This window comes from Nocardia xishanensis NBRC 101358 (assembly GCF_001613365.1).
GTDB lineage: Bacteria > Actinomycetota > Actinomycetes > Mycobacteriales > Mycobacteriaceae > Nocardia > Nocardia xishanensis.
The window spans coordinates 1-14,409 of sequence record NZ_BDCF01000015.1; the positions used below are offsets into that span (position 1 = coordinate 1).

The following is a 14,409-nucleotide window of genomic DNA, read 5'->3' on the forward strand; positions in this document are numbered from 1 at the left end:
AGCGGTGACCAGCGGATACACCGTATGCGGGTGGGTCGTTTTAACTCCTTCACCGAATAGGGCACGCAACCCCACCATCGAAGGTGCCACGGAAAAAATCTCATCGCCGCACCCACCCATTCGCCCACTCGCGGCGACGACCAAGCGGTCCGCTGCCCCCACCGAACAGCATCCGCCACGGTGGCACGGGGCACCGCCATGACAGGCGAGACAGGGTAGCGAGCACCGAGCACGCGATCAGCGAGAACTCCGGCAGACACCAGCGAGCGCCGAGCACGGATGTCTATTCACTATGTATGAATAGACAATCCTGGATAACACCCACACGCGGATACACCGTGTGAGCTGCGGATGCCCCTGGAGAGAGTGGGGCCTTTTGATGACCCCCCGTATTTCCCCCCGTATTTCCCCACGCATTGACCACCGCCCGAAAGCAACACGCCACCCTCGCAGCAACAAGACCGCTAACACAGTTGCGCTGGTCTAAAGTCTGCCCGGAATGTACTGGCTCCACGACGATTGCCGGTCGCCTGCACGGAGGTCATCGATTCGTTGCCGCAACCGGTGGGCGTGCTCAACCGAAGTTGTCGCTCGTCGGAGTGGGCCAGTTACCTGAACAAGGTCACGCATGTCCAGCAGCACCTGGTACCCAGACCACGGCGACAAGTCGTAGCCGTACTCCTCGATGAAGTTCCGAACCCAAGTCTCGTCACGTCCGTACCGCACCGCGGCATGCCATGTCGGTATCAAGTCCACTTCTCGTGGGCCGATGCTGACCCAGTCCCAATCCCCGAGGATCGTCCGAGGTGGATTGATTCTATTGTCCCACAGAAGATTTCCTGCCCAGGCGTCACCATGGATCAGTCCGACGCCTAATGGCCAATCTAGTTCGGTCAGTTGTGTGCGAACCTGGTCGATTCGACTCAGTAACCACGCACGCTCGTCTTCGCTGATGACGCTCACCGTGCTGTCCACTAGAAGCGCTCCGTGCAGCGATTCCAACGGGGTCCACTGTTGAAGTTCGATTGTCGGCGTGGGCAAGTCATGCAGCGATCGGAGAAGACGGCCGAGCTCCCTCGAGGTCAGCTCCGGGGTATCGGCCACTTGTCGGTAGTACTGCCAGAACCCGACCGTGCACCCGTTGACTCGCACCGGTTCGACGCCGGAGAGCGGAGCCGTCGCGCCGAATTGGTGCTTCGCGGTCAACCATTCGGTTACTTCGTAGGTCCGTCTCGGCCTGTCGAAGTCCGCCTCGTTGGCGCCGACCCGTGCAACAACTCCGTGACGTGGCAGGACATAGACAGCGTTGCTCGAATGGTGGATCAGCTCCGCCCCGGCGGGATCGAGCCCGCAGATTTGGCACGCGGCGGATAGCGCCGCGTACTCCTCCAACGACATGCCAGCCCTACCCGACTAGTGCGACTGTGGATCGAAACTCGTCTTCCACCTGCTGAACGATAGCCAGATCAGCGTACGGTGCCAGGCGACGACGGACAATGTTGATCAACTCGATACCGCGAGCGCTGGTCAGGCCGCGAGCAACGCGCATTGTGTTCAGGAGCACCCGACACGCTTGCTCGACCTCCACACTTTGGCCTGTTGTGGCCTCGTCGGAATCGGGTACGTACGATGCCGCCAGCGTCGCCGCTGCCAACACTTGCCGACGCTCCATCCCCGCAGAATCCGCCAGAACCACAGGTGCGCGTCGCTGTACATCCACAGCACGTCGCCCATCGTGCGCCACATACATGAACTCGGCCGACAACTGCCGGTCAGTGAAGAACCGAATCCAATCCGGCTCGTCATCCGGACGTGCCCGGTTCAACCGCCGCTCTGCCTCCAGCATCGCTTGTGCGCCAGCGGTCATATCGCCATTCAGCGCATGCGCACGCGCTAACACTGCATTGCACCGCGCGGTACTGCTCGGTGAACCCGATTGCTCTGCCGCGCGTACAGCCGCCGCGCCGAACCACAGCGCGTCCTTCTTACGGCTAAGGTAGTGCGCCTGCATCGACATGTCCGTGAGGATATGCGCCCCCAGCGCGGCATTGCCGCCTGCCTTCGCAAGCCGCAGAGCCTGCCGAAAGTACTTCTGTCCCAACCCCTGTCGAGCTGAATCGAAACACATAAAGCCGCTCAGGTCGCACAGCCGCGCCGCGACTGCATACAGCTCGGACGCCGTACGACTGTCGTAAGAGCCACGCAGCGCCGGTCCGACTACGTCATCGAGAAACCGCGCGAGAGTCGCGCGTGCGTAGCCACCACCGAGGTGGTGGTCCGCATTGGAGAACACGTCGCACATCGACCACATGACCTCGATATCGGCGTTGCCAACACGCCGATGGCTTTCGCCTGTGGCAAAGACCGGAACAGTCTCGTCCAACCATTCGCGCACAGGATCGAACACGTCACAGCCGACCCATGGCGCGTTAGGCTCGTCCGCTACCAACGAAATTGTCGAATCCTCTTGTGGTGCTCGCGAATTCATGTCGGACCACATGCGTTCGAGGACACCGCCGGTCTCCAGCGCTTCGTCCATTCGCTGTGCGAAATCTCGTGTTGGACGCCGTTGAGCCTTCTCTATCTTGCAGATCAGCGAACCACTGTCGTGACTGACAGCGCCGAGCCGGTTCAGCGACATCTTCCGTAACAGTCGCCAGTGCCGCAGTTCCGCGCCGAAGAACTGTTGCGCCGACTCCATAGCGGCCAGCTCGCGCGGTTGTTTGACCATCGCTTCATCCTCTTCGACCTGGTCGTTTGGGACCGGTTTCAGTGCAGCCTCGGATGCGGACAGATTTTCTGTCCGCATCAAACATATACCGACCTCCGTGCGGCTGGTCACAGACTGAACCTGCGTCCGATGCGGGGCCGATGCCGACTCCTACCTACAACATTCGCAGCACTGAGGGGGCACGATGTCGAACCCAGATCTACCGGACCGGACACCGTTCGCTGGTCCGCCTATCCCATGGCCGGTTGACCGCCGTGCCGATGTGATCGAGCGCTGCATGAACGCCCTACGCGAGTTGACACCCACCGAGCCAACCTCCACGCAGCAACGCGACTCAAGGGATTGAACTCAATGGAGCACATACCGTTCGGGGACACGCCGTTGTCCCGCTGTCACTTCTACCGGCGGGTATGCGATCTGCCCGCGAACATCGACCCACCTCAACTCGGCCGAATCGTAATGAAGGTCGAGCATGTCGGGGCGCTGACCATGCCCGCACACCTTGGCCAATCCGTGAAAGTCCGTATGCAGCAGCAGGGTTCGAACCTCGGCCCGGTGGTATCTCATCCACGCCAGAACAGGTGGACATTCTTGATACGGCCAGACATCCCCGATGACGTCCGACTGTTCGCCGAGATGTATCGCCTCGACGTCTCGGTAGTGCGAACCGGTGGCACCGTCGCTTTGCCGTCGCCAGCCGACAAAGGCGCGCAGTTCCGGCGCTGGATCGAACCGCCCCGCTGCACATTCCGGCCATCCGGACTTGCGGTGGTCGACACGGTACGTGCTTGCTCAGGTCGGTACCGGCCCGTGCGGAGGCGGACGGCTCATGTGTGAGCGTAGGTGCGCGCCGCCGATGCAGGAGCGGCCATGAACACGAATACTCTCGCTCCCAGAGCAATTGGTGTTCTATCGCTTGAAGTCAGTGGCCCGCACCTGTTGCGGGACGAACGAGTGATTGCCGAGTTGGCGCAGCGACGCGGCTACACCCTTACGGGACTGGTCACCATCGGTGACGACACGTTCATGCCGACAGTCCTCATTGTCGGGACGGCACGCGGCAAGGGAGCGACAGCGGTCATCGCGCCGAGCATGGCCCACTTCAACAGCCGCGTCCGGGCCATCGCTGTGGCGTGCGACCTGATCACGCCAACCAAGTTCGTGGCCTGCACCAGCACCGACCGATTACGGGAGATGTCATGAGTGAACAGGCTTCCCCGCTACCAGAGGATCCAGATGTTCATCTGAGCGTGTACCTGCATGGTGCGCGGTTCGACTTCGCCGCATGCCTCACCGCCGCGCTCCTGTTCATCCAGGACTTCCGCGCTCACCACTACCCAGATGCGGTGCAGGTCATCCCTGGTGACACCGCTGAACTAACGAGGTTGCCCAATGAACGCCTCTATCTCGAGCCGTAGCCGCCCTCACCTCGACCGACCACACTCCCAGACCAAAGGCCAGCGGTGCGCAATGATCGGTACATCGAACTCATTTGCCCATCAACAGAAATCCGAGGCAACCTACCTCGACGTGGCCGCCAACGACCACGGTCAGGAGAAGGGGCTACTCGTTCAACGTGCCCTTGCTCGGGTTGCCGATGCCAACCCGCACGTCATCGAGATCGGCCCCGGTGGCGGCGCGGCCGTCACGTTCCTGGCATCCCAACTGGTGGCCGAGCCCCGCGATGTTCGTCTCACCCTAATCGAGGCACCTGGCATAACGTCGCACACTCTCACCCAGGCCATTGACCGTTTCACTACTGTCGGTACGTGCGCACTGATACGCGGATGGGCGCAAGACATCGCAACGTTGATCAATGAACCCGTCGATGTCATCAGCGCGTCGGCGCTGCTGCACGAGGTCTACTCCTACGGCGGTGCCTACAGCGGCCTGCACACGATGATCCGTACCTTCCCGAGTGTGCTGAAACCCTATGGGTTCTTCGTCTACCGCGACGTGTACGCCGTCGACGCGCCATCGCTGCACGAGCCCGCAGTCCAGTCCTACAGTGCCCCATCATGGTTGCAGTTTCTGCGCCTGTTCCTGCCGCACTACCTCCACCACGGCACCCACCCCTACCACCATCACGACGACGAGGTCATCGTCCGCCAGAACTCGCGCATCGTCGCCGCCTCCGAACTCGACCCCCGCGTCTGCGCCGTCATCCACGGCCCGATCGGACTGTTCCGTGAAGCGCAACGCCACTACATCACCCTGCGCGACCACGTATGGCGTTCGGGGATCCTGGGGTTCACGCCCATACTCGACGGCCAACTCTCGGGGGACTGGATAGACTTCCGCACCGGCCACAAGCGCGTGCACTTCGCATTCACCGACAGCGCATGGATGTCGACCAACGACCGCGCCAACATCCAGGCGGTCAGCGAATCCTACGGTGACCATCACGTGATCGACGGTGACATCTTCGACTCCGTCACCGATGTCGCGCTGAACCTGTTCCTCGCAGCCGTCGAACGCGGCAACAACGACTGCGGACAGATCTGGAGTAGCTGGCTCGAGCGCGAAGGCCGCGAAACCTACGCCTACCTCACCGCCGACGAGCTACTGACGGCATTCGCCGTCCACTCCGCCGAGACCGACAAGGGCATGCCGTCCGTTCTCATGCCGGTACAACCCACCGATGTCTTCGTCCGAGAACGGCATTACTACAACCGGTTCCTCGGCAAGAACCTCGCCAACCCACTCAGCGACGCCAAACAGATGGTGTTGTTCCAGAACATCCCCGTCACCGACTCCGAGGCCCTACAGCAGGCACTCGGAACGATCCGCCAACATTGCTCCAAACCCAGCCTTGCCCGCGTTCACACCGCCATCCACACGAGAGGATGATTCAACCCATGCACTTGATCGAGGTCGAGCGTAAACGCGAACTCCCCGACCCCAGTCCCCTCCGCCAGCGGCTCACCGAACTCGGATACCGCGAGGCCGGACACCTCACCGAGGTCGACACCTACTACAGCCGCCCCGATGTCGACTACATGAAAACTGTTGAGTGCCTCCGCATTCGGCAGCGAGATGGGTTCTCCGAAATCACTTACAAGCCACCGTCAAATGCCAGCACCCACAGCTACGCCGACGTGATCGCCAAACGCGAAACCAACGTGGCTCTCAGTGGTCCCGACCAAGCCTCAGCCGCCAACCAACTGCTCGCCGCAATCGGCATGGTCGAACTCGTTCGCGTTGAGAAAGCACGCACCATCTACGAGCATCCCGAACACGACGACGTCATCGTCGCTATCGACGCCGTCACCCATGCCGGAACCTTCGTCGAAACCGAGGTCACCGCCGCAGAAACCGACGCCGCAACCATCCATCTCGAAGAGGTCGAAACCGAACTCGGCATAGCTGATTACCCGGTCGTCGGCCTGCCCTACCGCGATCTCGTCATGGCCGCAGCCCACTAGGGTCAACGGCCGCCACCGGCGCACCGCAATGCCGCGGGAGGCCGATCATGTTGACAAAGCCGTGGGTGACGTGGTTCGTCGACGCCACCCATGATGTGATTCTGGGCGCCGTCGAGGGGCGTCGACGGTCTTGACGATCGCGATGCCGTAGGCGCGGAGGGTGTTCGCCGATCCGATGGTGTCCAGGTACGCCTCGGCGGCGCTGCGCAGAGTCCGCGCCGGCGGGGTGCGCAGCCGGGTCACCTTCGCCTCCATCGACCTGCCTCTCCTGGCTTGCCCCGGATAACGGGGCCGGGTCGTGTTGCGCCGCAGTCCGATCGCCGCAGCACGGGTCCGACGATAGCCCAGATAACAGCCCGTTATCCGGGGCAAAGAGATTGCCCGGGTAAAAGTCTGCCGAACGCGCAGTATGCGGAGCGTGATCGCGCGTTCCGCCGAACTGTGCTGACCGATCCGGTCAGCACGACCAGCGGCGTTGCAGGGCGTTCGGCGTCGATGTGCTGCTTCGTCGGTTGGTGCGAGGTCGCAATGGCTCAGTCTGTCTGCAGGACGAAAAACAGGAAACCCAAGAAACTTTCGCCGATGACTTCACCGAACACCTCCGGAAACAGATCGCGGCCCGCAGGCACAGGCGGCGGCTCGCTGATGACACTGATGCGAAAACCCGACGCGGTGAAAGCATCGGTCATCGCGTGCAGCGGCCGGTCCCAGAAATGCAACCGGGCGGACTGCCCGCCCATGGTCCACTCTTCGATCCGCTCGCGGGTCTGGAAATAGTCGGTCTTCTTCCCAGCCGAGCGTTCGGTGACCCAGATGGCGAAAGGATGCTCGACCGAGACGATGAGCCGACCGCCGGGCTTCAGGACACGTCGCAACTCGGTCAGTGTCGGCCCCCAGTCCTGCAGGTAGTGCAGCACCAGGGATGCAACGACGTCATCGAACACGTCGTCGGGAAACGGGAGTGGGTTCGCGAGGTCGGCGATTCGCAGGTCCGCGTCGGTGCCCAGTCGGCGTCGAGCCACCTCCAGCATTCCAGCACTCGCGTCGATGCCGGTCACCATGGCACCCCGATCGCGCAGCTCAGCGAATAAAGCACCTGATCCGCACCCGGCGTCGAGGATCCGCCGACCGCTCACGTCCCCGGCGAGCCCCAGCACCGCGGGCCGCTCGTAGTAAGCGTTCAGCAGGCTGGTCTCGTTCTCTGCGGAATACCCCTCGGCAATGCTGTCGTAGTTGTACGCCTGGGCGGGATCGGCAGGAAGCGCGGTGCCTTCCGGAACGGGAGTCATGCGGCCCATCCTGGCACGCCCGCACGTGCGTCGCTGTAATGCCTTGTCAGGCAACCATTCTGACTACTCGACAATCGTCCACTATCGGGTGTTACAGGATGTCGATCCAAGGCGTCCGGAGCGCTGAGATGAGGTCAGAACAGGGGGTGTCGCGCACCCGCAGCGGTCGGTAGCCGGTAGGGCCGAGAAGAAGTTGATGTTGGCGCTGTGCGCCGGAGAGATGTGGGCCAGGATCTCGTCATCGATGCGCTGTCCGGACCGGCGCAGCTTCACGGCCAGCCCGTAATACTTCGCGCGCGAACGCACCGCAGGCGAGTGCACTACTGCGCCGCCTGTACCGGGCTGAGGGCCCCTACTGACATCGAGTGACGAACCCGCAGGTCATCGTCGACTGACATTCTCATGCGGTTTGCTGCTGACACATAGCGCCGTTTCCCCAGCTCGCGCCACTGACATTCTCATGCGGCCTCGCAGTCCGGTCCAGATTGGAACCGGACCCGGATCCTCGAGAAGCCAACGCAGTGGAAACAGCCCAATCGGGTTGTTTCCACTGGTCATGTAGTATGCACTAGTAACACGTCAGCCGGGATGAGCGTCGACTACTACGTGCGCCTCGAACAGGGCCGGATCGGCGCCGTGTCCGAGGAAGTGCTGGACGCTGTCGCGGGCGCCCTACGCCTCACCGATACCGAACGCGCCCATCTGTTCCGGCTGGCCGCCCGTCGGCGGTCGACGCCGGGCCGGGAACACCGCGCACTGATCGATCCCGGTCTGCAACGCCTGCTCGACTCGTGGCCGACCACGCCCGCGCACATCCTCGACCACCGGATGAACGTGGTGGCCGCCAACGACCTGTGTATCGGCCTGTTCGCCGGTGCGGGCTGGGACCTGAGCGGTGAAACCAACGGCGCGCGACTGGTATTCCTCGATCCGGCCGCCCGCGAGTTCTATCTCGAATGGGCCGAGAAGGCGGAGTCGATCGTCACCTACCTGCGGCTGGCCGCGGGTCGTCATCCCGGCGACACCGAGTTGTCCGCTCTCGTAGTCGAACTCGCCGTCGCGAGCCCCGAGTTCGCGACCTTGTGGGCGGCGCACCGGGTGGCGGAGAAGGGCAGCGGGACGATGCGGGTGCGTCATCCCGTGGTCGGCGTGATCGCGCTGTTGTTCCACGGTTTCCCGGTGCCCGGCGACACCGACCTCACCCTTGTCACCTTCACCCCGGCCGCGGCCGCCGACGAAGAGGCGATCCGCCTGCTCGGCAGCTGGACGGCACCGGAGCCGTCATTCGACGAGCGGGAATCGCTTGTCGCGGAAGCAGATCCGGCCGTGCGGCGCGACATCGGCTAGGGCGGCCCGGTGAACGTCACCGTCATCGCGTCGATGGCGGTGAAGTGCGATTTCTCGGCGGCGCACGGGATCCGATGACCCGCAGGGTCGGAATCGCCATCTGGCGTGCGCGGGCGTCCGTCTCTTGCTCGATCTGCTGAGCAAGTCCGTGTCGTTGTCCGCCGCTCCGAGGTTCGTGCGGACCGGCGGAGCTCTCCGACGTCGTCGGTGGATCATCCGCAACCCTGCAAGATGATGCCCCGCTACGGGGGTTGCGCGAATATTGCAGGTGCTCAACAGCATTCAAGCGCAGTGACTCTGGTGATGCCGCGACAACATATCGACCGACTGTTACGGTCATCGCGTCCAATAGCTTCAACGGGATGAGAACCGAAATGACAGTTGACGCAACCGATTCGACAACCACGGACGAGACGCCGCTCTGGTTGCAGGGCCGGGATGCCGTGGTCGCGGCGGCCGCGGCCGAGGACTGGCGCAACGGCGCACCGGACTACCACCTGACCGATGAGATCGTGCCGCGGGAGCGCGTCACCGAACACGCGCCGGGATCGCTGGAAGCGATCGTCGAGGATCTGGTCCGGGTCTTCGAGATGGAGGTCTCGCACAAGAAGGATCCGGCGACATGGGTGTCGCTGGTGGCCGAGCACTACCGCGGCCGCGTGAACGGCGGCCCCTGGCAGGATGCGGAGGAATTCGCGCGGATCGGCAGCTACAACATCCTGATCGGCGACAACCCCTACTACGAGGCCGCGGCCGAGACCTTCGAAAGCTCACACAAGATCTTCCACACCGCTTTCCCGAACGGCTTCTTCTGGGAGGTGCTGGAGGTGCTGTCCGGCCCGCCCACCGTCAGCTTCCGCTGGCGGCACTGGGGCAGCTACGACGGCCCGTACCGAGAGCATCAGCCCACCGGAGCGACGATCGAGATGTTCGGCGTCACGATTGCCAGGGTCACCGAGGATCTACGCATCCTCGAGCTCGAGCATTTCTACGACAACAACCAGCTGCTGGGCCCGCTGGCCCACGGCTGCCCGGTTTCCAGGTCCTGACCGCGCCTTGCGGGCTGGCGTGACGCCGAGCCCGTTCCGGGAACAGCAGACGGCCGGTGGTTATCCGGCCGTGCTGCTGCCGTCAGCCCTGGATGCGACGACCCACGCCGGTCTGCGGGACACCGCGTCGCCGCGATACGACCACCTACACCGACCTGCACGCGCTTGTCCACGCGCTCGCCGCCGCACCGCTCTGGGATGCCGCGACGATCACCGCGCGCTGGCCCACGGCCTGCGATCACGGCGCCGCGCACCGACCCCGGCGACACTACGTTCCGACCTGGTCGAGCACCTCGTGGAGTCGCGACAGGGTGATCGTCCAGCCGCGCTCCATGACATTGCGGGCCATCTTCTGTCGACGGTCGGCGATGTCGAATCCGGTCTGCGTCAGCAGAAGTCGCGTGCCACGGCCCTGCGGCCGGAGCGCCAAATCGACAACCCACCGCGCGGGATATCGGGCTCGCAGATCGACCCAGCTGAGGGTCAGCTGCTCGTTCTGCCGAGCCGCCAGGACCTCGCACGCGATCTCGCCGGTCGGTTGGCTACGTACCGCGAAAATGAAATGCGTTCCGACCGTGGCGGCGAACCCGATCGAACGCATCAACCATCGCTCGAGCAGATCCGGCTCGGTCAGCGCCCGCCACACGATGCCCGGCGGTTGCGGGAAGAAACGGCCGATCTCGACGGCGGCGGGATTCAGCTCCGAATCGGACGTCACCGGTGCGCTGCCTCGGCGCGTTTCGCGTCCGGGGTGAAAGGATCGTTCATGGCTTCTCCAGTCACTGGGCAGGTCATTCGGTGAACTCCGCTTTCGACTCCTGCCGAGTTCGGAGTTCTCGGCTTCCCACGATCCCAGGCCTGAATAACGTTTGCCGCACCGATCGAGGACGCCGTAGCGCGATCACGCGCCAGGCGGATCGGGGGCGGGTGGACTCGGGCGGGTGGATGGCCGACCATGCTGACCGGCGACCCGATGCTCGGACCCGCCGACACCGTCGAGCAGCGCGAGTCGGTCTCGCTCGCGATGCTGACCCTCATGGAGCGGCTGTCGGCCAACTAGAGCGTGGGTACGCGCGCCGTCGTCGGCGGCCGCCCAGCCGTCTACGCCGCCGTCGTCAACGGCGGTCCCGCCGCGCTGTTCGAATTCGACGGGCAGGTCATCGGCGTCGTCTGCCTCGAAGCGACCGCCGACGGTGTCGCGGCGATCCATCTCCAGGTCGACCCCGGCAAGTTGGAGCGCATCACGCGCCAATGGGCGGCCGCGGGCCCGCATCGCCCCTTCGCGCAGATGTGGTGCGCTCGGACCGCGATGCCCTATCTGGGTCCCATCTCGGCGAGCAAGGCGGCGCTCGAGTCGCTGTCCAAGGCGGCTCGTGTGGAGCTCGCGCCGTGGGGCATCCCGGTGACGGTGGTCGAGCCGGGCGCGGTCGAGACGACGATCTTCGCCAAGGCGGAGTCGAATGCGCGGAAGGCGCTGACGATGTCCGACGGGGATCGTGTCGAGCTCTACAGCAACCAACTCGCCGCTGTCGGCGCGGCGCTGGCCGGCCAGAAGGCCGGGCCTGTCGACAGAGTGGTCAAGCAGATCCTGCGCGCCGCCGAGGCCCGGCGGCCCAAGGAATGCTATGTCGCAGGCTCTGACGCGCGCATGCTGCGGCTGCTGTCGCGCCTGCCCTTCCGTCTGCGCGACCGCGTGCTCGCCCGTGCGTTGGGTCTGGCACGCGTCGACCTCGCGGCCGGAGCGCTGCGATGAGCCGGATCGTGCTCGCCGGAGCCACGTCCGGGCTGGGGCGGCAGGCGGCGCTCCAGCTGGCGGAGGACGGTCACGAGCTGGTTCTGATCGGCCGCAACGAGGCGGGGGGCGCGAAGCTGGCGCGTGAGACGGGCGGGTGGTTCCTGCGCGCGGACCTGTCCGTCGCGACGCACATCGACCACGCCGCCGAACAGATCGCGAGCCGGTTCCAGGGTGTGGACGTGCTGATCAACAATGCCGGTGTGATGACGCCGGAACGTCAGGTGACAGCAGAGGGTTTCGAATTGAACTTCGCGGTCCATCATCTGGCGCCGTACTCGCTCACCGGACGCCTGCTGCCATTGCTACGACGAGGCGGCGGCCGGGTGATCAATGTCAACTCCGAAGGTCACCGGCAGTCGATGTTCCGGTCCGGCCCGGTGCGCATCGATCTGAACGACTTGCAGAGCGGGCGGCAGTTCGATCCGTTCCTGGTCTACAGCCGCACGAAGCTGGCCAACCTCCTGTTCACCTACGAACTGCATCGGCGATATCCGGAACTGGCCGTTGCGGCACTGCATCCCGGCTTCGTACGCACGGATCTGGGCCGCGACTTCCCGCGAGCGCGGGTGGCGCTGCTACATCTGACGGCGTTGTCGGCACGGAAGGGCGCGGAGCCCGTAATCCAGCTGGCGACAACACCGAACCTGTCGAACGGCGCCTATTACAACCGCTTCACCGAAACACGCAGCTCGGACGCTTCCTATGACCAAGTCTCCGCGCAGCGGCTCTGGGAACTCACCGAGCAATTCCGCGGCCCCTTCGCCTGACCGAGATGTCTTGCTGGCCGGTGTCTCTCGCGTTGCCGAATCAATACACCGAGTTGGTGATGCGGCGGTGGCGTGAGTTGCTGAGTCACACGGGTCGAGGGCGGGTGGCGATTCTTTCGGTGGCTGGGCGTAGCCGCGCCGGCATCGTTCGGGACGTGGCGGATCGGGGGATCGAGTTCAAGCCGGATGCGGAAAATCCCAAGCGGGTGAAGCTGGCGAGAGGCTTGCCGGAAGGGGTTTCGGTGTGGCGGCACCGACTGTGGTTGACCAATCCCGCTGGATGCTTCGATCGCGGCTGGCGTGGCGGCACCGACTGTGGTTGAACCCACCCCGCGGGACGCATCGACCGAGGTCGGCGTGGCGGCGCCGCCCACGGCCGCGTGCGTTCCTATCCCGCCGCGACCTCGGCCGCCCACCGATAGTCGGCCTTACCCGCCGGCGTCCGTTCGACCTCGTCCACCACGACGATCGAGCGCGGTATCTTGTACCCCGCCAGCGACTTCCGGCAATGCTGCTGAACTTCGTCCAGTTCCAGCGCGGGCGCGTCCGGGTAGGTCGCGACGACGGCGGCGACCTTCTGCCCCATGCGCTCGTCGGGCACGGGGACCACGAGGGCGTCGGCGATCGACGGATGGGCGTGCAGGGCCGCCTCGACCTCTTCGGCGAAGACCTTCTCGCCGCCGGTGTTGATGCACTGCGAACCGCGCCCGAGGAACACGATGGTGCCGTCGGCCTCGACGCGCCCCATATCGCCGAGCACCGACATACGCGTGCCGTCGGCGCGGGTGCGGAAGGTGCGGGCGGATTTCTCCTCGTCCTTGTAGTACCCGAGCGGGACGTTGCCGACGCGGGCGATGTAGCCGATCTCGTCGCTGCCCGGCGCGATGTCGGCGAGGTCCTCGTCGACGAGGAGCATGCTCGGTGAGGGCGGCATGCGCAGGTTGCCCTGTTCGTCGACGGTGAAGGCGCCGTCGTTGCCGGATTCCGAGGCCCCGAAGTTGTCCCGCAGCAACAGATCCGGCTTGACCGCGAGCATGCGTTCGCGGACGCCGACCGACCAGATCGCCCCGCCCGAGGTGATCGAGAACAGCGAGCCGAAGTCGATCTCGCCCTTGCGGCGCTCCATCTCGTCGACCAGCGGCAGGCCCATGCCGTCGCCGACGATGAGGATCACCTGCAGTTTCTCCTGCTCGATCGCCTCGACGACGCGCCGCGAGTCGAAGTCGCGCATGAGCACGACACGGGCCCCGAGGGTGAAGAAGGTGAACAGCGAATACAGCGCGGCCCCGTGCATCAACGGCGCGGCGATGAGAAACGACAGTTCTGGGAATTCTTTTGCGGCGGCGGCGATCTCGGCCAGATCCTTGCGCGGGTTCGCACCGTAGGGGTTGCCGCCGGAGAGTGGCTTGCGGAAGAAGTCGTCGTGCCGCCACATCACGCCCTTCGGATACCCCGTGGTTCCACCGGTATAGAGCACATACAGCTCGTCGCCGGTGCGGGGCTCGAACTCCGCTGCGGGGGAGATGTTCTCGGCCTCGGCGAAGGACATCACCGCGATCGAGCGGGCGGCCGCGGCGGAGCGGAGCTCGTCGTCGATCTCGCTGACCACGATCACGGTCCGCAGCAGCGGGCACGCCGCGAGGAGCCCGGCCAGCGTGCGCTGGTGCTCGGGCAGTTCGACGACGACGGCGACGGAGTCCGAGTTGGTGAAGATGTACTCGAGCTCGGCGGGCGTGTACCGGTAGTTGACGTTGATCGGCACGGCGCGGATCTCGAGCAGGCCGAGCAGGGAGGTGACGTGTTCGACGCTGTTCTTCAGGAACAGCGACACGTGATCTCCCGCGCCGATGCCCGCGTGCGACAGCAGCGCCGCCACCTTGTCGGCTTCGGTGCGGAGCCGGGCGTAGGTGATGTGCTCGCCCTCGTAGGTCAGCGCGACACGGTCGGGGACGGCGGCCGCGACCGTCTCGAAGACATCGGCCAGATTGAACTGCAAAACCACTCCT

General features: G+C 64.6%; 13 protein-coding genes and 1 pseudogene. 8 read left to right on the plus strand and 6 right to left on the minus strand.

The features are described from left to right. Positions 1-483: 483 nt before the first annotated feature. Both NX1_RS14165 and NX1_RS14170 read right to left on the minus strand, forming a co-directional pair. Entirely contained in the window at positions 484-1,398 is a 915-nt protein-coding gene (locus tag NX1_RS14165) for an aminoglycoside phosphotransferase family protein (RefSeq protein WP_068058522.1), read from the minus strand. A gap of 7 nt (positions 1,399-1,405) precedes the next feature. Next, positions 1,406-2,842: a helix-turn-helix domain-containing protein gene (locus NX1_RS14170; protein ID WP_157119730.1), complete on the minus strand. Its 1,437-nt coding sequence runs from the start codon at positions 2,840-2,842 to the stop codon at positions 1,406-1,408. A gap of 759 nt (positions 2,843-3,601) precedes the next feature. On the opposite strand from NX1_RS14170, the gene NX1_RS14175 reads away from it, so the two are divergent. Genes NX1_RS14175 through cyaB form a run of 4 tightly spaced genes read left to right on the plus strand, consistent with a single transcriptional unit; the run spans position 3,602 to position 6,156 of the window. Continuing rightward, complete coding sequence (locus NX1_RS14175) at positions 3,602-3,934, plus strand: hypothetical protein (protein ID WP_157119731.1); 333 nt, start codon at positions 3,602-3,604, stop codon at positions 3,932-3,934. Then, a complete protein-coding gene (locus tag NX1_RS14180) occupies positions 3,931-4,149 on the plus strand; it encodes a hypothetical protein (RefSeq protein ID WP_043704286.1) in 219 nt (72 codons plus the stop codon). The genes NX1_RS14175 and NX1_RS14180 overlap by 4 nt, the downstream gene beginning before the upstream one ends. 52 nt (positions 4,150-4,201) lie before the next feature. Beyond that, on the plus strand, positions 4,202-5,581 hold the full coding sequence (locus NX1_RS14185) for a hypothetical protein (RefSeq protein WP_068058528.1): 1,380 nt from the start codon (positions 4,202-4,204) through the stop codon (positions 5,579-5,581). Positions 5,582-5,589: 8 nt separating this feature from the next. Further along, entirely contained in the window at positions 5,590-6,156 is a 567-nt protein-coding gene (gene cyaB / locus NX1_RS14190; protein ID WP_157119732.1) for a class IV adenylate cyclase, read from the plus strand. A 533-nt stretch (positions 6,157-6,689) separates the two neighbouring features. On the opposite strand, the gene NX1_RS14195 is transcribed toward cyaB, so the two are convergent. Together NX1_RS14195 and NX1_RS38705 are read right to left on the minus strand one after the other, a co-directional pair. Beyond that, on the minus strand, positions 6,690-7,445 hold the full coding sequence (locus NX1_RS14195; RefSeq protein WP_068058769.1) for a class I SAM-dependent methyltransferase: 756 nt from the start codon (positions 7,443-7,445) through the stop codon (positions 6,690-6,692). A 91-nt stretch (positions 7,446-7,536) separates the two neighbouring features. After that, positions 7,537-7,736: pseudogene (locus NX1_RS38705) on the minus strand (hypothetical protein); the annotation flags it as partial. A gap of 297 nt (positions 7,737-8,033) precedes the next feature. Between NX1_RS38705 and NX1_RS14200 the strand changes: the two are divergent. Beyond that, complete coding sequence (locus tag NX1_RS14200; RefSeq protein ID WP_068058532.1) at positions 8,034-8,792, plus strand: helix-turn-helix transcriptional regulator; 759 nt, start codon at positions 8,034-8,036, stop codon at positions 8,790-8,792. Between the two features lie 374 nt (positions 8,793-9,166). Next, positions 9,167-9,841, plus strand: a complete 675-nt coding sequence (locus NX1_RS14205; protein ID WP_068058534.1) for a nuclear transport factor 2 family protein — start codon at positions 9,167-9,169, stop codon at positions 9,839-9,841. Between the two features lie 268 nt (positions 9,842-10,109). Here NX1_RS14205 and NX1_RS14210 read toward each other — a convergent pair whose 3' ends face one another. Further along, positions 10,110-10,559: an SRPBCC family protein gene (locus NX1_RS14210; RefSeq protein ID WP_068058536.1), complete on the minus strand. Its 450-nt coding sequence runs from the start codon at positions 10,557-10,559 to the stop codon at positions 10,110-10,112. 345 nt (positions 10,560-10,904) lie between these two features. Between NX1_RS14210 and NX1_RS14215 the strand changes: the two genes are divergently transcribed. Together NX1_RS14215 and NX1_RS14220 are read left to right on the plus strand one after the other, a co-directional pair. Then, complete coding sequence (locus tag NX1_RS14215) at positions 10,905-11,594, plus strand: SDR family NAD(P)-dependent oxidoreductase (protein WP_068058538.1); 690 nt, start codon at positions 10,905-10,907, stop codon at positions 11,592-11,594. Continuing rightward, on the plus strand, positions 11,591-12,403 hold the full coding sequence (locus NX1_RS14220; protein ID WP_068058540.1) for an SDR family NAD(P)-dependent oxidoreductase: 813 nt from the start codon (positions 11,591-11,593) through the stop codon (positions 12,401-12,403). The genes NX1_RS14215 and NX1_RS14220 overlap by 4 nt, the downstream gene beginning before the upstream one ends. A gap of 388 nt (positions 12,404-12,791) precedes the next feature. On the opposite strand, the gene NX1_RS14225 is transcribed toward NX1_RS14220, so the two are convergent. Beyond that, positions 12,792-14,399 (minus strand): AMP-binding protein, encoded by a 1,608-nt coding sequence (locus NX1_RS14225; RefSeq protein ID WP_068058771.1) that lies wholly within the window; start codon positions 14,397-14,399, stop codon positions 12,792-12,794. Positions 14,400-14,409: the final 10 nt, after the last annotated feature.